Origin of the sequence: Sinomonas sp. P10A9 (assembly GCF_041022165.1) — a bacterium.
Classification (GTDB): domain Bacteria; phylum Actinomycetota; class Actinomycetes; order Actinomycetales; family Micrococcaceae; genus Sinomonas; species Sinomonas puerhi.
This window is the reverse complement of the sequence record NZ_CP163302.1, coordinates 1-18,831: the sequence shown is the minus strand read 5'-3', so window position 1 is coordinate 18,831 and position 18,831 is coordinate 1. Positions and strand designations below refer to the sequence as shown.

Annotated in this window: 17 protein-coding genes and 2 tRNA genes; 4 read left to right on the top strand and 15 right to left on the bottom strand. The window is 67.2% G+C overall.

The genetic code is table 11. The features are described from left to right. Positions 1-34: 34 nt before the first annotated feature. Positions 35-838 carry a polysaccharide deacetylase family protein gene (locus AB5L97_RS00095; RefSeq protein WP_369045989.1) on the bottom strand — a complete coding sequence of 268 codons (804 nt, stop codon included), beginning with the start codon at positions 836-838 and terminating at the stop codon, positions 35-37. 369 nt (positions 839-1,207) lie between these two features. On the opposite strand from AB5L97_RS00095, the gene AB5L97_RS00090 reads away from it, so the two are divergent. Together AB5L97_RS00090 and AB5L97_RS00085 are read left to right on the top strand one after the other, a co-directional pair. Then, positions 1,208-1,591 carry an ArsR/SmtB family transcription factor gene (locus tag AB5L97_RS00090; protein WP_369045988.1) on the top strand — a complete coding sequence of 128 codons (384 nt, stop codon included), beginning with the start codon at positions 1,208-1,210 and terminating at the stop codon, positions 1,589-1,591. Further along, complete coding sequence (locus AB5L97_RS00085) at positions 1,588-2,076, top strand: SRPBCC family protein (protein ID WP_369045987.1); 489 nt, start codon at positions 1,588-1,590, stop codon at positions 2,074-2,076. Before AB5L97_RS00090 ends, AB5L97_RS00085 begins: the two co-directional genes overlap by 4 nt. A 192-nt stretch (positions 2,077-2,268) precedes the next feature. On the opposite strand, the gene AB5L97_RS00080 is transcribed toward AB5L97_RS00085, so the two are convergent. Together AB5L97_RS00080 and AB5L97_RS00075 are read right to left on the bottom strand one after the other, a co-directional pair. After that, positions 2,269-3,156 (bottom strand): rhomboid family intramembrane serine protease, encoded by an 888-nt coding sequence (locus AB5L97_RS00080; RefSeq protein WP_307958695.1) that lies wholly within the window; start codon positions 3,154-3,156, stop codon positions 2,269-2,271. Positions 3,157-3,166: 10 nt separating this feature from the next. Continuing rightward, on the bottom strand, positions 3,167-3,712 hold the full coding sequence (locus AB5L97_RS00075) for a peptidylprolyl isomerase (protein WP_307958694.1): 546 nt from the start codon (positions 3,710-3,712) through the stop codon (positions 3,167-3,169). A 164-nt stretch (positions 3,713-3,876) separates the two neighbouring features. On the opposite strand from AB5L97_RS00075, the gene AB5L97_RS00070 reads away from it, so the two are divergent. Both AB5L97_RS00070 and AB5L97_RS00065 read left to right on the top strand, forming a co-directional pair. Continuing rightward, positions 3,877-4,917 (top strand): hypothetical protein, encoded by a 1,041-nt coding sequence (locus AB5L97_RS00070; protein ID WP_307958693.1) that lies wholly within the window; start codon positions 3,877-3,879, stop codon positions 4,915-4,917. Between the two features lie 173 nt (positions 4,918-5,090). Continuing rightward, complete coding sequence (locus tag AB5L97_RS00065; protein ID WP_307958714.1) at positions 5,091-5,966, top strand: glycosyltransferase; 876 nt, start codon at positions 5,091-5,093, stop codon at positions 5,964-5,966. A gap of 48 nt (positions 5,967-6,014) precedes the next feature. Here the strand turns inward: AB5L97_RS00065 and AB5L97_RS00060 are convergent, their stop codons facing one another. From AB5L97_RS00060 to dnaA, 12 genes are all read right to left on the bottom strand, one after another. Next, complete coding sequence (locus AB5L97_RS00060) at positions 6,015-6,932, bottom strand: DMT family transporter (RefSeq protein ID WP_369045986.1); 918 nt, start codon at positions 6,930-6,932, stop codon at positions 6,015-6,017. 76 nt (positions 6,933-7,008) lie between these two features. Next, positions 7,009-7,081 (bottom strand) — tRNA-Ala (locus AB5L97_RS00055). A gap of 19 nt (positions 7,082-7,100) precedes the next feature. Continuing rightward, complete coding sequence (locus tag AB5L97_RS00050; RefSeq protein WP_307958691.1) at positions 7,101-7,220, bottom strand: DLW-39 family protein; 120 nt, start codon at positions 7,218-7,220, stop codon at positions 7,101-7,103. Positions 7,221-7,254: 34 nt separating this feature from the next. Beyond that, positions 7,255-7,328: transfer RNA gene (locus tag AB5L97_RS00045), tRNA-Ile, on the bottom strand. 78 nt (positions 7,329-7,406) lie between these two features. Beyond that, positions 7,407-8,000 carry a DUF3566 domain-containing protein gene (locus AB5L97_RS00040; protein ID WP_374049300.1) on the bottom strand — a complete coding sequence of 198 codons (594 nt, stop codon included), beginning with the start codon at positions 7,998-8,000 and terminating at the stop codon, positions 7,407-7,409. Next, complete coding sequence (gene gyrA, locus AB5L97_RS00035; RefSeq protein WP_423246810.1) at positions 7,997-10,675, bottom strand: DNA gyrase subunit A; 2,679 nt, start codon at positions 10,673-10,675, stop codon at positions 7,997-7,999. The genes AB5L97_RS00040 and gyrA overlap by 4 nt, the downstream gene beginning before the upstream one ends. A 45-nt stretch (positions 10,676-10,720) precedes the next feature. Continuing rightward, complete coding sequence (gene gyrB, locus AB5L97_RS00030; RefSeq protein WP_307958711.1) at positions 10,721-12,772, bottom strand: DNA topoisomerase (ATP-hydrolyzing) subunit B; 2,052 nt, start codon at positions 12,770-12,772, stop codon at positions 10,721-10,723. A 266-nt stretch (positions 12,773-13,038) separates the two neighbouring features. Then, positions 13,039-13,593, bottom strand: coding sequence for a DUF721 domain-containing protein (locus AB5L97_RS00025; protein ID WP_369045985.1), 555 nt, complete (start codon positions 13,591-13,593; stop codon positions 13,039-13,041). Beyond that, a complete protein-coding gene (gene recF / locus AB5L97_RS00020; protein ID WP_369045984.1) occupies positions 13,586-14,890 on the bottom strand; it encodes a DNA replication/repair protein RecF in 1,305 nt (434 codons plus the stop codon). Before recF ends, AB5L97_RS00025 begins: the two co-directional genes overlap by 8 nt. Positions 14,891-14,909: 19 nt before the next feature. After that, positions 14,910-15,854: a phosphogluconate dehydrogenase (NAD(+)-dependent, decarboxylating) gene (gene gnd, locus AB5L97_RS00015; RefSeq protein ID WP_369047481.1), complete on the bottom strand. Its 945-nt coding sequence runs from the start codon at positions 15,852-15,854 to the stop codon at positions 14,910-14,912. Then, positions 15,851-16,975, bottom strand: coding sequence for a DNA polymerase III subunit beta (gene dnaN / locus AB5L97_RS00010; protein WP_307958688.1), 1,125 nt, complete (start codon positions 16,973-16,975; stop codon positions 15,851-15,853). The genes gnd and dnaN overlap by 4 nt, the downstream gene beginning before the upstream one ends. A gap of 431 nt (positions 16,976-17,406) precedes the next feature. Beyond that, complete coding sequence (gene dnaA / locus AB5L97_RS00005; RefSeq protein ID WP_307958687.1) at positions 17,407-18,831, bottom strand: chromosomal replication initiator protein DnaA; 1,425 nt, start codon at positions 18,829-18,831, stop codon at positions 17,407-17,409.

Here is an 18,831-nt window from a genome sequence, read left to right as displayed (position 1 = left end):
AGCCTACGCCGGTACCGCGCCGTTTCGGGGAGCCTCAGGCGCCGATGAAGTCCTCGAGCCGGACGACCGTGAGGCCGGCCGCTTGGTGCGCAGCGCGGAACGCCGCGAGGTCCGCGGCGAACTCCTCACGGAAGTGCATGAGCACGATGTCGCCGGGGCGCAGCGCATTGCCGACTTGGTACTGCATCGAGCCGGCGTTGGCCTTGGCCTCCCAGTCGATGATGGCCTTGAGCCCCGCGTCGGCCACGGCCTTGCGCATCGTGGGCGAGTAGGCGCCGCCCGGCGGCCGGAACAGGGTGGGTGCCGCCCCGTAGGTTGTGGAGATGTAGTCCCTCATCCCCGTGATCTCGCCGAGCTGGTAGGCGTAGCCCTTGGTGCTCATCGTCGTGTCGTGGCTGATCGTATGGTCCTGGATGCGGTCGCCGGCCTTCTGGAAGCCCGTGAAGAACCCAGGGTTCTCGCCCATCGCCGACTTCGTGAGGAACAGTGTGGCCGGGTAGTCGTACTGCTTGAGCAGCGCGAGGGACTCGGGGTGCTTGACGATGCCGTCGTCGATCGTGAGGAAGACGACGGGCTGCTTCGTGACCACCCGCGTGATCACTGGGGCAAGACCGCCCTGGACGGGTGGGATGACGAAGTCGGAGGTGAACGCCGGCTTGGCGGGCGTCGGAGTGGCGGACGGCGTGGGGGTCGAGGATGGAGTGGGAGTCGCGGACTCGCCCGGCGCTGCAAGGTTGGCCTGGGCGTCTTCCGGGGCGCTGCAGGCCGCGGCCGCGGTGCTGACCGCAGCAGCCAGGCCGGCAAGGGCAGCGCGGCGGGTCAACTGCGTCGGCTCCATAGCTCTCCTCTGGGTCTTCGCACCCGTGTGACTGGACGTATTCCGCTTCCCATGTTAGGCGACCCAGCCGACTTGCCTCTGCACGCTTGTCCACTTTCCAACAGGCTTTATGCCCAGAGTTATCCACACGTGGGGACAAGTTGCGGTCAAAACCACTCCTCAGATGACCACGGCGGGCGCTAGCGGGTAAACACCAGCTGAACTACACGGCTGTAAGTTACTCACACTGTGGATAACCGCTGTGGAGAAGATCACTTGACCCGCAGATCGACGCGGCGTAAATTGGTCGTATTCAACCGATTCGTTGAGCAACAGATCGCTTGAATTGATACGTCGAATACCAGATGTATCGACCACAGGAGGGACGACATGGGTGACACGGCAGTCGAGACGACCGCGGATGAGGACCGGCTCAACCGTGCCTTCGCCGCCCTGTCCGATCCACTTCGGAGGAAGCTGGTGGCACGCTTGGCACGGGGCGACGCCACCGTGAATGAACTCGCGGCGCCCTTCGCCGTGACCGTCCAGGCAGTGTCCAGGCACCTCAAGGTGCTCGAGGACGCTGGCCTCATCACTCGCAGCCGCGACGCCCAGCGCCGCCCTTGCCACCTTGAACCCACGGCCTTCGGCCCCCTGGCCGCCTGGATCGACGACTACCGGATCCGGACCGAAGAGAAGTACCAGCGCCTCGATGCGCTTCTGTCCCACCAGGGCGTCGCAGCCCAGGACACTGAGGAAGGAATCCAGCCATGACCGCCACCAAGACCTCGACCGTCACCGCCGAGCCCGGGCTCCCGTTCGTGGACGTCGTCCGCACGTTCGACGCATCCGCTGAACGCGTGTACCGCGCCCACACCGACGCGGAGATCTTTGCCCAATGGATCGGTCCGAGGAAGTACGCGACCTCAATCGACCATTTCGATGCCCGCACGGGCGGCTCGTACCGGTTCTCCCAGTCGGATACGGAAGGAAACCAGTATGGGTTCCACGGCTCGTTCCACGAGCTGACGTCTCCGACCCGGATGGTCCAGACCTTCGAGTTCGAGGGAGCCCCCGGACACGTCTCCCTCGACACAGCCGTGCTCGAGGACCTGCCCGACGGGCGGTGCCGCCTCACGGTCCACTCGACCTTCCAAGCGGTCGAGGACCGCGATGCCATGCTCCAGGCAGGGATGACCGATGGCATGAATGAGGGCTACGAGCGGCTCGACGAGCTCCTCGCGCACGACGGCGCCTGAGCCACGGCCGTCCACAGCATCCACAGGCACTGGCCAGAGTTATCCACAGACTGGGGATGCGGGGCCCACGGGTGCCGAGCTCAACCGAACGGCCCGGCCCCGTGGGCCGTGAACAAGGGGTCTACGGCCGAGTAACTACAGGACTGTAAGTTGTACACACTGTGGATAACGCTGTGGAGAGGGGTCCGGCGTTCAGATTCCGTAGCCGCCAGCGGAAACCACGGCGGAGGAGACCTTCACGAACGTAACCGCGGCAAGCAGCACGGCGATCACCACGAACCCGCCGATCTGCACGGCGGTGCGGGACCGGCCACGGGGCGCATAGGCGACCACTGCGGTCGCCGCGGCGCCGGTGAGGAGTCCGCCGAGGTGGGCCTGCCACGCGATGCCCGGGATCACGAAGCCGAGCACAGCGTTGATCCCGATGAGGATGAGGAGCTGGCGCACGTCGCCGCCCCTCTGCCGCATGACGACGAACAGCCCGCCGAAGAGTCCGAAGACAGCACCCGAGGCCCCGATCACATCCGCTTGCCCGGGCGCCAGCAGCAGGAAGCCGACGGACCCACCGACCGCGGAGAGGAGGTACACGGCGAGGAAGCGGATCCGGCCCAGGACGGGCTCGAGCGCCTGGCCGAAAAGCCACAGCGTGTACATATTCAGCACGATGTGCAGGAAAAACCCTTGCGAGTGCAGGAAGGCGCTCGTCAGCATGCGCCAGGGCTCCTCGGCAGTGAGAGCCGCGGAATTCCGATAGAAGAAGGCATCCGTCACGGCGTCGTCCGGCACGAGCCACTGCAGCGCGTAGACGACCGCGCACACGGCGATGATAGCGAGGGTCACGACCGGCCGCCCGCCGGGACGCGCCGTGGCACCGTAGACCGTCTTGCCCTGATGGCCCTGGCGGGCTGCGGAGAGTTCGCGGACGCAGTCCACGCAATGGAAGCCGACGGCGGCCGGCCGCTGGCACTCGGGGCACGCGGGCCGACCGCAGCGCTGGCACGTCACATAGGAGACTCGGTCCGGGTGGCGCGGGCAGACAGGGACGGCCTCAGGGCCGGCCGCCGGGCTTCCTTGGGTCACGTCAGGCGAGTCAGAGCTGCTCGACGTCGATCGAGGAGATGACGACGTCCTCGACCGGACGGTCCTGCATCCCCGTGCGGACGGCCTCGATCTCGTCGACGACCTTCTTCGATGCGTCATCGGCGACCTCGCCGAAGATCGTGTGCTTGCCGTGCAGCCAGCTCGTGTCGGTTGTGGTGATGAAGAACTGCGAGCCGTTGGTGCCCTTGCCGCCCTGGATTCCGGCGTTGGCCATCGCCAGCTTGTACGGGTCCTTGAACGTGAGCTCGGGGTGGATCTCGTCGTCGAACTTGTAGCCGGGGCCGCCGATTCCCTTGCCGAGGGGGTCGCCGCCCTGGATCATGAAGTCGCGGATGATGCGGTGGAAGATGGTGCCGTTGTAGAGGGGAGTGCCGGTCTTGTCCTCGCCCGTCTCCGGGTGCGTCCAGGACTGCTCGCCGGTCGCGAGGCCCACGAAGTTCTTGACCGTCTTCGGCGCGTGGTTGCCGAAGAGGTTGACCACGATGTCACCGTGGTTCGTGTGGATGGTTGCCTTGGCAGTTGCGATTGCGCTCATGGCGGCCATTCTTCCATGGCACGACAGGCCTCCGCCCGGTGCCGCCGTCGTTCCGCGGTCGGTGAAATCGGGGAACCCATCGGCCTCTGCGCTCGTGTGACCGTAGCCTACGCATCGCCTGCCACGTAGGCTGGCGTTAGTCCAGCAGATTCCCGGAGGTCACCGTGAAGAAACCAGTCGAGAAGAGCCTGAACGCAACCGAGTCCCTCGCCCGGGACGTCCAGCACAATGTTGCCTCGGGCGTCGAGAACGCCCGGGACTGGGCGCAGCCACGCGTCGATGCGGCGGTGCACTGGGCCGTACCGAGGATCCAGCAGGGCCTTGACACTGCCTCACCGCGCATCCAAGAGGGACTCAAGTCCGCTGCGCACAATCTGGCCGAAGGAGTGGCCACCGTGACCCCGAAGATCCAGGACGGCTTGTCGCAGCTCGCTCCGCGGATCACAGATGCGGTCGATACCGCCGCGCCGAGGCTTCACCACGCCGTCGACAAGGCTGCACCCGCCATCAAGGATGCGGCGGACACGTACCTGCCGAAGATCTCCGAGGGCATCGCGCAGGCGGCAGAGTCCGTCAATCGCTCGCTCTCGAGCGCCCCCGCCCACGTTGACGCTGTCGCGCAGAGGATCGCCGACTCCGGCGTCGTGCGCCAGGCTGATGCGGCCGCAAAGGATGCCGTCTCTGCCGCACAGCAGGCAATGCGACGGGCCGCGGATGAGATCTCCTCGCCCGCGCCGAAGAAGAAGCGCCGCGGACTCCTCGTCTTCGGCGTGGTAGCGGCGGCGGTGGCTGCCGGTGTCGCGGCGTGGAAGGCCGCCAAGCCGGTCGAGGACCCATGGAAGACCCCTTCGCCCGTACCGCCCGCGCCTAGCAGCGCCGCGCCATCCACGGCCGCGGCAAGCCAGGCCGCGACCCCCGCACCCGTACCGGCAAGCACTGCGCCGAGCACCGAGCCGGTTGTCATGGCCGAGAAGCCGGCACCGGTGGCGGACGAGCCCCTCACTGAGGCTGCGATCACTCCCGACGCCGTCCAGGTCGCCACTCCTGTGGATGCCACCGCCCCCCGGACCGAGGCCGAGACGGAGGACGCAACCGCGGCGGAAGGCAAGCACGTGGCCGGCCCGGATGCCTCGCAGGCGATGAAGAACATCCACGCCGCGTCGAATGGCGGCCAGGATGAAGCCAAGGACGCCCCGGGCGCCTGACCGCCCAGCACGGGGCGAAGGAAGACCCCGCACGTCCTTCAGCGGGCGCGGAACCACGGCTCGTGGGTTCGCGCCCGCTTTCGTGCCCTACGTCGCACGTCCGGCCGCGCGCAAGGACCCGTCTGGTCATGCACAGGGGCGGCACGGCCCGCCTTTGCTAGATTTGGCTCGTGATGGACTCCGAAACCGCACTCCTCGACGTGACTGAGTCGCCGGCCGAAGCACAGCTGAGCGTGTCCATCGTCATCCCGGCGTACAACGAGGAGAGCGTCATCCGCCAGTGCGTCACGGCGGCCATCTACCAGTCTGCCCCGGCCCACGAGATCATCGTGGTGGACAACAGGTCCAAGGACACCACGGCGCAGATCGTCCGCCAACTGCAGGAGGAATATCCCGAGTCCCGCATCATCCTGCTGACCCAGGACGCCGAACAGGGACTCATTCCTACCCGCAACTTCGGGCTCGACTACGCCACGGGGGACGTCATCGGGCGAATCGACGCCGATTCCCTGCTCGAACCCGACTGGGTCGAGGAGGTCCAGCGCGCCTTTGCGGACCCCACCGTGCAGGCCGCGACAGGGCCCGTCATCTACTACGACATGCCCATGCGGCGCTTCGGTCTCAAGGCAGACGACAAGGTCCGCCAGCTGCTCCTGCGGCTCTCACGGCACGAGTACCACTTTCTCTTCGGCTCCAACATGGCGCTGCGCCGCACAGCCTGGGAAACCATCCGCGGCTCGACGTGCCGGGATGAGAAGGACGAGATGCACGAGGACATCGACCTGTCCCTGCACCTGGCCGAGCGAGGACTCAGGATTCAGTACTGGCCCGAGATGGTCTCAGGGATGTCCGCGCGACGCCTCGAGGATTCGCCCAAGGACTACCGGTACTACGTGCAGCGGTTCGACCGCACGTACAAGGCGCACAACATCAAGAAGATCGCACTTCGCGCACCGATGGCCGTGATCTTCTCCGTGTACTACCCCGCGAAGCTCCTGCGCGCCATCCACGCGGCGAACCAGCCGCTCGCCAAGCGAGGCGGAGTCTAGCCAACCCCGCGGACCAGCCCAGTCGGCGGCCGCGCAGTCGAAACCCCGTCAGTCGGCCCCGAGTTCCGGCCCGGTCGGCAGCTCGATGCCCCGTGCTGCTCGAACACGGCGCTGCCCGATCACGACGACGGCCAGCCCGGCCAGGATGAGTCCCAGCCCGGCGTAGATCCCGACGGGGAGCATCTCGTGCAGGAAGACTGCAGCGAGGATGGCCGCGCCGGGGATCTCAAGCAGGATGAACATCGACACGACGAGCGGGCTCAGCGTCGCGACGAGGTGGTTGAACGCCGTATGGCCCACGAGCTGCGCGGCTACGGTGATCGCGAGGATCCCGGCCCAGCCAGCCGGCTCGAAGCCCGTGAGCCGCTGCCCGCTCGCGAGCGCCATAGCCGCGACGAGCACCGCACACACGGCATAGCAGAGGGCGGTGTAGGTTGCCGTGCCCATCGTCTCGCGGGCCTTTCCGCCAGCCATGGTGTAGAGAGCCGCGAGGATCCCGCCGGCCACTGCGAGCAGATCGCCTTGGAGCGCCCCAGGCGAGGTCCCGAGATCAAGTCCGGTGATCGCGATGACGCCCGCGAAGGACATGCCCAGTCCCACGACCACGGGCGTCGGAAGCTTCCTGCCCCGGATGAGGGAGAAGACCGCGATCCAGCCCGACTGGAGGCACACAAGCGCGGTCGACGCCGCGACGGAAGTCAGCGTGAGGGAGAGGATGAAGCACACGAAGTGGAACGCGAGGGCCGTCCCGGCGACCGCCGACCACGCGTACTCTCGCCGGCCGAGCCGGCGGAACTGCTGCGGGCTTCGCACAGCGACGGGCGCAGCCATGACGACGGCGGCAATGGCGTTGCGCCAGAACGCGATGGCCAACGCAGTGACCGATGTGCCGGCGAGCGTGCCGGCGATGAGCGGTCCGGACGCGGACACGCCGAGGACGCCGAGCACAACGAGGAGGGGAACCACCAGCCCACTCTAGCCGGGCGGCCGAATGCAGAAAGGTCCCGGCACCGATTCGGTGCCGGGACCTTCTCCCTTCCGGTGGAGGCAAGGGGACTCGAACCCCTAACCCCCTGCTTGCAAAGCAGGTGCGCTACCAATTGCGCCATGCCCCCGTTGCCCTTGGGCTCCGGGCTACTCTACCTTGTCGGTCGAGCCGCTCCAGACTTTCTTCTGTGCCTCGGACTCCTTGGCCTTCCGATACACGAAGGCACCCGCCAGAGCGGCGACTGCGATGGCAATCAGTCTCTTCACGGGCACCTCCACATGGATCGGAAACAAGGTTCCGTGGGCGTACCAGGACTTGAACCTGGGACCTCTTCGTTATCAGCGAAGCGCTCTAACCGCCTGAGCTATACGCCCCCATCCAACCCGAGTGCATTATTGCCCTCGGGCCGAGATAAGACTCTACCGTACCGCTTGCCCGCGGACAAAATCGGGTCAGTCGTCGGTGAGGGTCAACCCGATGCCGCCCACGAGCGTCGCCGAGATGTTGTAGAGGACCGCCGTGAGCATCGACAGTGCGGTGAGGAGGACGACGTTCACGACGGCGATGATCGTTGCGAACGAGGCGACTTGGCCGAGCGAGGCGATCTTCTTCAGATCGAGGGCGCCGCCGCTCTCGGAACCGCCGATCTCACCGAGCAGGCCGTTGATCTTGTCGAAGATGCCCGTGACGTCCAGGACCATCCACAGAACGATCGAGGCCACTACCGTCACGATGCCGAGGGCAACTGAGAGGAGGAAGGACATCTTGAGCACGGACCAGGTGTCGACCTTGCTCACGATGAGGCGGGCGCGGCGCTGTTTCGCCTTCGGTGCGGGGCGCACGAGGCCGGGCTGGCCGGGACGCTGCCCAGGCCGCTGGCCACCAACGCGCTGGGCCGCAGGCCCGGTCAGTGGACGCTCGGCAGGGCGCGGGGCGCCGTAGCCCCCGGCGGACTGAGGCGGCACGGTGGGGCGCTGCGGCGGGCGCGACGGCTGCGCGGCCTGCGGATAGCCGCCGGACGACGGCGTATTCTCGGGCGTGCTCACTCGTTACCTCCCGGAGTCTGGTCTGAGTCTGACGCCAACGTTACGGCATGAGCCTCGGTTGATGCCTCCCCGTCCCCTGTCGTTGCGCGCTCGGCGGTGCCTTCGGGAGAGCCCTCGGAAGCCTCGTCGGCCTCGTCGGCCTCGGAGAGGGTCCGCTCGGTGTTCTTCGCGACGGCGATGATGCGGTCGCCCTTGTCAGGCTTGGCGAAGATCACGCCCATCGTGTCGCGGCCCTTGGCAGGCACTCCCGTCACTGAGGAACGGACCACCTTGCCGCCCTCCATGACCACGAGCGCCTCGTCCTCCTCCTGGACGAGCAGGGCGCCGACGAGATGTCCGCGCTCCTCCTGGTACTTGCCGACCTTGATGCCGAGGCCTCCGCGGCCCTGGACCCGGTACTCGTCCGCCGAGGTGCGCTTGGCGTAGCCGCCCTCGGTCACGATGAACACGAACGAGTCGTCCGTCACGACGTCAGCCGCGAGCAGCTCGTCGTCGTCACGGAACTTCATGCCGGTCACACCGCTCGTGGCCCGGCCCATGGGCCGCAGGGCGTCGTCGTCCGCCGTGAATCGCAGCGACTGGCCATGGCGGGAGACGAGCATGAGATCGTCGGTCTGGTGCACGAGCTGCGCCGACACGAGCTCGTCGTCCTCGCGCAGGTTGATGGCGATGACGCCAGCAGAGCGGTTCGTGTCGTAGTCCTCGAGGCGGGTCTTCTTGACGAGGCCGCCCTTCGTTGCGAGCACGAGGTACGGGGCCTGCTGGTAGTCGCGCAGCGCGAGGACCTGGGCGATCCGCTCGTCCGGCTGGAACGCGAGCAGGTTCGCCACGTGCTGGCCCTTGGCGTCACGGCCGCCTTCGGCGAGCTCGTAGGCCTTGGCCCGGTACACGCGCCCGAGGTTCGTGAAGAACAGGAGCCAGTGGTGCGTCGTCGTGACGAAGAAGTGCTCGACGACGTCGTCGCCGCGCAGCTGTGCCCCGCGCACGCCCTTGCCCCCGCGCTGCTGCTGGCGGTACTGGTCGCTACGCGTGCGCTTGACGTACCCGCCGCGCGTGATGGTGACGACCATCTCCTCTTCGGGGATGAGGTCCTCCATGCTCATGTCCCCGTCGAAGCCCGCGACGACCCGTGTTCGGCGGTCGTCGCCGTACTTGTCGACGATTCCGGCGAGCTCCTCGGAGATGATCTGCCGCTGCCGCGCCGGGTCGGCGAGGATCGACCGGTACTCCGTGATGAGGGCCTCGAGCTCGTTGTGCTCGTCGACGATCTTCTGCCGTTCGAGGGCTGCGAGCCTGCGCAGCTGCATGTCGAGGATGGCCTGCGCCTGAAGGTCGTCGATCTCCAGGAGCGACTTGAGTCCCGAGCGTGCTTCCTCGACCGTGGGGGAGCGGCGGATGAGCGCGATGACCTCGTCGAGCATGTCCAGAGCCTTGAGCAGCGCGCGCAGGATGTGCATGCGCTCCTCGGCCTTGCGCAGCCGGTACTGCGTGCGGCGGACGATGACGTCGACCTGGTGGGTAACCCAGTGCCGGACGAACGCGTCGAGCGAGAGGGTGCGCGGCACGCCGTCGACAATCGCGAGCATGTTCGCGGCGAAGTTGTCCTGCAGCTGCGTGTGCTTGTACAGGTTGTTCAGCACAACCTTCGCCACGGCGTCGCGCTTGAGTACGATCACGAGGCGCTGGCCGGTGCGGCCGGACGTCTCGTCGCGCAGGTCCGCGATCCCGCCGATCTTCCCGTCCTTGACCAGCTCGGCGATCTTCATGGCGAGGTTGTCCGGGTTGGCCATGTACGGCAGCTCGGTGACCACGAGGCACGTGCGGCCTTGGAGCTCCTCGACATTCACGACGGCGCGCATCGTGATCGAGCCGCGGCCCGTCCGGTAGGCGTCCTCGATGCCCCGGCGGCCCAGGATGGTCGCGCCAGTGGGGAAGTCCGGGCCCTTGATGCGGGTCAGGAGGGCCTCGAGGAGCTCCTCACGGGTGGCCTCGGGGTTCTCGAGGTACCACTGGACGCCTTCGGCCACCTCGCGCAGGTTGTGCGGCGGGATGTTCGTGGCCATGCCGACTGCGATGCCCGAGGAGCCGTTGACGAGCAGGTTCGGGAACCGGGCCGGCAGGACCGTGGGCTCCTGGTTCTTGCCGTCGTAGTTGTCCTGGAAGTCGACGGTCTCCTCGTCGATGTCCCGGACCATCTCCATGGCCAGCTGGGCCATCTTGGTCTCGGTGTACCGGGGGGCGGCCGCGCCGTCGTTGCCGGGGGAGCCGAAGTTGCCCTGGCCCAGGGCGAGCGGATACCGCATGACCCAGTCCTGGATCAGGCGGACGAGGGCGTCATAGATCGCCATGTCGCCATGGGGGTGGTACGTGCCCATGACGTCGCCGACGACGCGGGCGCACTTGTTGAACGCGCGGTCGGGGCGGTACCCGCCGTCGTACATCGCGTAGAGGACGCGGCGGTGCACGGGCTTGAGGCCGTCGCGCACATCGGGCAGCGCGCGGCCCACGATGACGGCCATCGCATAGTCGAGGTAGGACCGCTGCATCTCGGTCTGCAGGTCGACCTGCTCGATGCGGTCGGCGCCCCCGTTGGCCGGGCCTTCCGGCCCGAGTTCGGCATCGAAAGTCGGGTCCCCGGGAAGTCCGGTGGGGTTCTCGGGAGTCTCGTCGCTCACAGCTTCTCTCCTCTTGTCCGGTCTACTTGCTTCTGGTGCCCGAGATCAGATGTCCAGGAACCGGACGTCCTTGGCGTTCTGCTGGATGAAATGGCGGCGGGACTCGACGTCGTCGCCCATCAGCACGGAGAATGTCTGGTCTGCGGCCGCGGCGTCCTCCATGGTCACCTGCAGGAGGGTGCGCCGGTCCGGGTCCATCGTCGTGTCCCAGAGCTCGGTGTAGTCCATCTCGCCAAGGCCCTTGTAGCGCTGGATGCCGTTCTCCTTGGGCAGGCGCTGGCCGTTGGCGACGCCCGTCCGGACGGCCTCGTCACGCTCGCGGTCGCTGAACACGTAGTCATGCGCGTGGTTGGACCATTTGATGCGGTAGAGCGGCGGCTGGGCCAGGAACACGTAGCCGTTCTCGATGAGCGGGCGCATGTACCTGAACAGGAGCGTCAGGAGAAGGGTCGTGATGTGCTGACCGTCCACATCGGCATCGGCCATGAGGACGATCTTGTGGTAGCGCAGCTTGGAGACGTCGAAGTCCTCGCCGATCCCGGAGCCGAAGGCGGTGATCATGGACTGGACCTCGGCGTTCCCGAGCGCCTTGTCCAACCGGGCACGCTCGACGTTGAGGATCTTGCCGCGCAAGGGCAGGATGGCCTGCGTCTCGGGATCCCGCCCGCGCTTGGCGGAGCCGCCGGCCGAGTCGCCCTCAACGATGTAGACCTCGCAGCGCGACGGATCCTTGCTCGAGCAGTCCGAGAGCTTGCCCGGCATGCCGAAGGACTCGAGCGGGCTCTTGCGGCGCGCGTTGTCGCGGGCCTTGCGCGCGGCCATGCGGGCCTGCGAGGCCTGGAGAGCCTTGCGGATCACGTCCTTGGCCGGACCCGGGTTGCGCTCGAGCCAGTCGCCGAGCTGGTCGGTCACGACTCGCTGGACGAATCCCTTCGCCTCGGAGTTGCCGAGCTTGGTCTTCGTCTGGCCCTCGAACTGCGGCTCGGCGAGCTTGATGCTGATGACGGCGGTGAGGCCTTCGCGGACGTCGTCGCCGGTCAGGTTGTCATCCTTGTCCTTGAGGATGCCCTTCTCGCGCGCATACCGGTTCATGAGGGAGGTCATCGCGGCGCGGAAGCCCTCCTCGTGGGTGCCGCCCTCATGCGTGTTAATTGTGTTCGCGTACGTGTGCACGGACTCGGCGTACGCCGTGGTCCACTGCATCGCCACCTCGAGGGCCATCTTGCGCTCGTGGTCCGTGCTCTCGAACGCGATGACCTCCTCGTGGATAACCTCGATCTTCTTCGACGAGTTGAGGTTCTTGACGTAGTCCAGAAGCCCGTCGTCGTACTTGTAGTCGACGACCCGGTGCTTGCGCGCCGCAGCCTCCGCGGGTGTGCCGGAGGTGAGTTCCTCCTCGCCCGCGAGCTCGCTCTCCTCCTCGTCGCCGCGGCGCTCATCCGTGAGCGTGATCCGCAGGCCCCTGTTGAGGAAGGCCATCTGCTGGAAGCGGGCGCGCAGCGTCTCGAAGTCGAACACGGTGGCGTCGAAGATCGACGGGTCCGGGTAGAACGTCTGGATCGTCCCGGTCTCGTCCGTTGCCTCGCCCTCGATGAGGCCCCCGACTGGGTGCCCGCCGTCGCGGAACGACATGCGCCACACGTGGCCTTGACGGCGCACCTCTGTGTCGACGCGGGTCGAGAGGGCGTTGACCACGGAGATGCCGACGCCGTGCAGACCACCGGAGACGGTGTACCCGCCGCCACCGAACTTGCCGCCCGCGTGGAGGATCGTCATGACGACCTCGACCGTGGGCTTGCCCTCCGTGGGATGGACATCCACGGGGATGCCGCGGCCGTTGTCCTCGACTCGCACGCCGCCGTCGTCCTGGAGGGTCACCTGGATGTGGTCGCAGTACCCTGCCAGTGCCTCGTCGACCGAGTTGTCAACGACTTCGTAGACAAGGTGGTGGAGGCCGCGGGGGCCGGTCGAGCCGATGTACATGCCCGGACGCTTGCGGACGGCCTCGAGTCCCTCGAGAACCGTGATGCTGCTGGCGCCGTAGTCCTTCGATCCCGAGCGGGACCCCGAGGAATCTGGTGCAGGGGAGGGCGCCACTCCCTCCGGCGCGTCGTGCTGCTGATGCGTGTTTGGGTCCACTGGACTCTCGTCAGCCACAGGCGTTTTCGACCCCTCTTCAGTTCGACTCGGTTCGGCGGGCTTAACATGTCGATTCTACCGGTTCATCCGTGCCCGGACGGACAGCGCCACGGTGAATGCCCGCTGGGAGGCCTGCAAAGGCGTCGTGGCGCGCCCCATCGAGGCCCCACAAAGGGGGAGTGTGCCTCCCGGCTTTCTGAGCGCCTCACGCGCCGTCCACCGAATCAGCCGTAGGTGTCCCGGGGCCCGCGCCCGCGCACAGTGCGCGGGCCCTTGCGCCAGCTGGGGGGTGTGGGGCCGACTACCTGGATGCGGGTCACGATCCCGTCCCCGAGCTCACGCCTGAACCGGTCCAGGAGCGACGGTCCGAGGAGCCGCAGCTGAGTCGCCCACGCGGTCGAATCGCACCGGACGCGCAGATCCGTGCCTTCGAAGCTCTCGGGCGTGCAGTGCGCGGAGATCTCCGGTCCCACGAGCTCGCGCCACCGGGACATGACCGATCCCACCGCAACAGGGGAGTTCCAGCCGCGCTCGGCCACCATGCGGTTCACGACGGCGCCGAGCCCCTGCGGATCGCGCCCGCTGTACCCCGCGGCGCCCCGGCCCCTCGCATTCCTGGCCCGGGGCGCGTTCGGATCGCGCACGAGCGGTCCCGTCGCGCGCATGCGGACCTCGCCGCGCGCCTCGGCGGCCTGCCGGACGCGGTTCAGCGCAGCGCGCGCGGCGTCGAGCCGCTCGGCCGAGGGCTCGGCGCCTTCCCGGGGCCCGGAGTCAGACATCGCCGTCGCCTCTGGCGACCACGTCCGCATCCACGATGGCCCCCGGAACCACCTGAATCCGACGGCCGCCCAGCTCAGCCGGAATGTCCGCGTCGACCGCTGCGGTCACGAGGACCTGCTCGGCCTTCGCCACGATCCCGGCGAGCCGTGCACGACGGGCTGCGTCGAGTTCGGCGAACACATCGTCCAGGATGAGGATCGGCTCGTCTCCGGGAACGGTCGAGTCGTCCAGCATGACGTAGTAGCAGGCCAATCGCAGCGCGAGCGCGAACGACCATGTCTCGCCGTGCGAGGCAAACCCCTTCGCCGGGGCGTCGCCGAGCAGGAGTTCGAGGTCGTCACGGTGCGGGCCCACGAGCGTTAGCCCGCGTTCCAGCTCGCGCGGACGTGCCTGGGCAAGCGCTCCGAGGAACCGGTCGGCGATCTCGTCGACGCCGAGTCCCGAGAGTCCGCCGCCATCAGCGCCGTCCGCGCCCTGAGCTCCCACCCGAGGTGACGCGACGGACGACGGCGCGTGGTCGCCGTCGTGCGTCTCCTCCTCGTCGGGAACCGCCCCTTCGAGGCTCGAGCGGTAGACGGCGCGAGCCACCTTGGAACCGTCGGTGAGCTGCGCGTAGGCGGCATCGATGTGCGGGACCAGCCGCTCGACGAGCTTCACCCGAGCGGCGAGCAGACGTGCCCCGGCCCGCGCCAGATGGCTGTCCCACACATCAAGGGTCGACGCGACGCTCGCCCCGCCCGCAGAGTCCATGGGATCCATGGCGGACCCGCGCCGGGAGAATCGCGCGGACCTGGCACTCTTGAGCAGAGCGTTGCGCTGCTTGAGGACGCGGTCGTAGTCGGCCTTGGTCCCGGCCAGATGGGGGAGGAGCACGGTGAGCAGGTCGTCGAGGAACCGCCGCCGCGCCGACGGGTCGCCCTTGAGGAGACCGAGGTCCTCCGGCGCGAACAGGACGGTCCGCGCGATGCCCAGGAGGTCCCGGGCCCGGACCGTGCTGCCGCGGTTGACGCGGCCACGGTTCGCCTTGCCGGGGAGGATCTCGAGCTCGAGGGTTGAGCGCTGCGAGCCCCGCACGAAGCCCGCACGGACGAGCGCGCGCTCGGCACCGAAGCGCACGAGGGGCGCGTCCGAGCTGACCCGGTGCGAGCCGAGGGTCGAGAGCAGCCCGAGGGCTTCGACCAGATTCGTCTTGCCCACCCCGTTCTGCCCGACGAGGACGGTCACGCCCGCGGACAGCTCGAGGTCGAGCTGGGCATAGGAGCGGAAGTCGGTCAGGGAAAGGCGTTCAACGTACACCGGTCGCCGGCGCCCCTGCCTACTTGGCGGGGCGCGTCGCGTGCCCGCCGAACTGGTGACGCAGCGCCGAGACCATCTTCATGGCCGGGGAGGAATCCTCGCGCGACTCGAAGCGTGCGAAGAGCGCTGCTGTGATCGCCGGCGCGGGCACCGCGTTGGCAATGGCCTCCTCGACGGTCCAGCGGCCCTCGCCGGAGTCCTCCACATAGTCGTCGATCGTCTCCAGGCCCGGATCCTCGTCGAGTGCCTTGATGAGGAGGTCGAGGAGCCATGACCGCACGACGGTGCCCTTCTGCCAGGCGCGGAAGGTGCCGGGAAGGTCGGTGATGATGTCCTTGGCGGCAAGGAGCTGGTAGCCCTCGGCGTAGGACTGCATGAGCCCGTACTCGATGCCGTTGTGGACCATCTTGGCGTAGTGGCCCGCACCTACCTCGCCCACGTGGACGAAGCTGTCAGCCCTGTCGCCTTCGGGCCGCAGAGCGTCGAAGACCGGCATGGCGCGCTCGATGTCTGCCGCGTCGCCGCCCGCCATGAGGCCGTACCCGTTCTCGAGGCCCCATACGCCACCCGAGACGCCGCAGTCGGCGAAGCGCAGACCCTTGTCCTCCAGCAGTGCAGCGTGGCGTTGGTCCTCGGTGAACCGGGAGTTGCCGCCGTCGATCACGAGGTCGCCCTCGGACAGCTTCTCGGACAGCTCGGCAACTACCTTGTCGGTGATTTCGCCTGCCGGGACCATGATCCAGATGATGCGTGGGGCGGGCACCGCGGCGATGAGTTCATCGGTGCTGGCGACGTCGGCGAGGTCCTGGTTCCGGTCATAGCCCGTGACCTCGATGCCCGCCCGACGGAGCCTTTCGCGCATGTTGAAGCCCATCTTGCCGAGGCCGATGAGTCCGATGTGCATGATGCGGTGTCCCTTCGTCGAGGTAGATCGGGCAGCGGTGGGCGTCGTCTGGCGTGTCAGTTGGGCAGTCGCACCGGCATCACGAGGTAGCGGTAGTCACCCTCATCATCACCGTCGAGCGCCCGCTGAGCAGTGATCATCGCGGGCTTCGGTGCGCTCGTGAACGAGAACCGCACGAACGGAGTCTCGATGACAGCTAGGCCCTCGATGAGGTAGTGCGGGTTGAATGCCACAACGATGGGTTCGCCCGTGAGCTGGGCTTCGAGCTCTTCGGAGGCCTGGGCGTCTTCCCCCGTGCCTGCGTCGAGGGTCACCAGGCCTTCGGTGAACGAGAGGCGCACGGGGGTGTTCCGTTCAGCGACGAGTGAGACGCGTCGTACGGCCTCGACGAGCTCTTGGGTGGAGACGACGGCGTGGATCGGTGTGGACTCGGGGAACAATGACCGGATCTTGGGGTAGTCGCCGTCGACGAGGAGCGATGTCGTGGTGCGCCCCCCGCTTTCGAAGCCGACGAGCCGTGAGTCGTCATCGGCGAGGGCGAGACTCAGATCGCCGGCGCCCCCGAGCGTCTTGGCAACTTCGCTGAGCGTTTTGGCCTTGACGAGAGCGGCTGTTGAGGTGCCGGGGGTGGTCGGCTGCCAGTGGATCTCGCGCATGGCGAGGCGGTAGCGGTCGGTGGCGAGGAGCGTGATGAGCTCGTTCTCGATCTCCATGCGAACGCCCGTGAGGATGGGCAGCGTGTCGTCCCTGCTCGCGGCGATGGTGACCTGAGCTACGCCCTTGGCGAAGGAGTCACCGGGGACGGTTCCCAGGATCGCAGGGAGGCTTGGGAGGGGCGGGTACTCGGCCTCGGGCATCGTGGAGAGGTGGAACGAGCTGCGGCGGCACGTGAGTGTGACCTTGGTTCCGTCGGTCTCGACGTCGACTGGTGCCGCTGGCAGGCTGCGGCAGATGTCCGCAAGGAGCCGGCCTGAGACGAGGATTGTGCCTTCCTCGCGGATCTCGGCGGGGATCTCCAAGCGTGCCGAGGTCTCGTAGTCGAAGCTGCTGAGGGTCACGACGCCGTCATGCGCCTTGAGCAGCAGACCGGCCAGGACAGGTACGGGGGGACGCGGAGAAAGCGAGCGGGCCGCCCAGCTCACGGCCTCAGTGAGGACATCCCGTTCGACTCGGAACTTCACGGAAGCGTTCCGCCTTTCATCGCTGTCGCAGTTGACCACAGCTTAGCGCCAACCGTACTCGCCGGTTCAAGCTGATCGGCTCGGGGGAGGGGGCTCCGACGGGGTCGTTCGAAGGGGGTTCGGAGGGCTGGCGGGTAACTGTTATCTGACGATCTTCAGATTCTTGGTATTTATGGTGTTAATAACTGCTGTGGAAACTGTGGATAACGGTCTCTGGCCGCGGATTCGCGCGGGAGTCGGGTGTTCATCCGGTGTTGATGGTGTGCCATCAGAGTGGGGTGGCCTGTGGATCGCCGGATTCGTGTAGTTACGTGTCTCCACAGGCCTGATGGGGGTTTTAACCCCATCAGGCGGGGATGTGCACTTAACCGTCCACAGGGTTGTCCACAGGGTCCTGTTAATAAGGCACGCGCGGGCGAGGCGAGGGGCGCTCAGACGCCGCGCTGGGCCTGCTTGATCTTGTTGGTCAGCTCCGTCACCTGGTTGTAGATCGCCCGACGCTCGGCCATGAGCTCACGGATCTTGCGGTCGGCGTGGATCACGGTGGTGTGGTCGCGGCCGCCCAGGACCTGTCCGATCTTCGGCAGCGACATGTCCGTGAGCTCGCGGCACAGGTACATGGCGATCTGGCGGGCCGTGACGAGCGTGCGCGTCCGGGACTTGCTGTTGAGTTCTTCGATCGTGAGCTTGAAGTAGGCCGCAGTCTCGGCGAGGATCTGGTCGGCCGTGATCTCGAGCGCTGAGTCGTCCGTGATGAGGTCCTTCAGGACCATCTCGGCCAGCGCGACGTCGACCGGCTGCTTGTTGAGGCTTGCGAATGCCGTCACGCGGATCAGCGCGCCCTCGAGCTCGCGGATGTTCGCCGAGATCCGCGAGGCGATGTACTCGAGCGCGGCGTCCGGCGCGGAGAGGCCGTCGCTGTTGGCCTTCTTGCGCAGGATCGCGATGCGGGTCTCGAGGTCCGGCGGCTGGATGTCCGTCAGGAGCCCCCACTCGAAGCGGGACTTCATGCGGTCCTCGAAGCCGTGGAGCGCCTTGGGCGGCTGGTCCGAAGTGATGACGACCTGCTTGTTGCTGTTGTGCAGGGCGTTGAACGTGTGGAAGAACTCCTCCATGGTTCCCGTGCGGCCGGCCAGGAACTGGATGTCGTCGATCAGGAGGAGGTCCACATTGCGGTACGTGGTCTTGAAGCTCGTTCCCTCGTCGTCGCGGATCGAGTTGATGAAGTCGTTGGTGAACTCTTCCGAGTTCACGTACCGCACCCGGATCCCGTTGTAGAGCCGGCGGGCGTAGTGGCCGATCGCGTGCAGGAGGTGGGTCTTCCCGAGGCCCGAGTCGCCGTAGATGAACAGCGGGTTGTAGGCCTTGGCTGGGGCTTCGGCGACGGCGACGGCGGCTGCGTGCGCGAACCGGTTGGAGGCGCCGATCACGAAGGTGTCGAAGACGTACTTGGGGTTGAGTCGGCTGACTTCCTGAGAAGTGGTGGGCGGCGTGGGCGCCGGGCGGAGGTCTTCGCGCAGTCCTTCGCGGATCTCCGGGCGCTTGACCGGTTCGAACGTCTCTTCGCGGATGGGAACGAGATCGGTGTCGACGTCGATCGCGCACCGGACGTCCTCTGAGAACACCGAGCGCAGCGCGTCGTCGAGGGCCGACTTGATCTGGCCCTGGAGCACCTCGCGGGTGAGCTCATTGGGGACAGCGACGAGGAGCGTTGAACCAATGAGGCCTTGGGCCTGCGCAAGCGAGACGAACCCCCGTTGCCGCGGCGAGACGCGGTCGTCCTCATCGAGGAGACGTACCACGCGGCGCCACGAACTGCCGAGAGTGTTGGCTTCGTCGGCTTCCTGTGGTCCCAT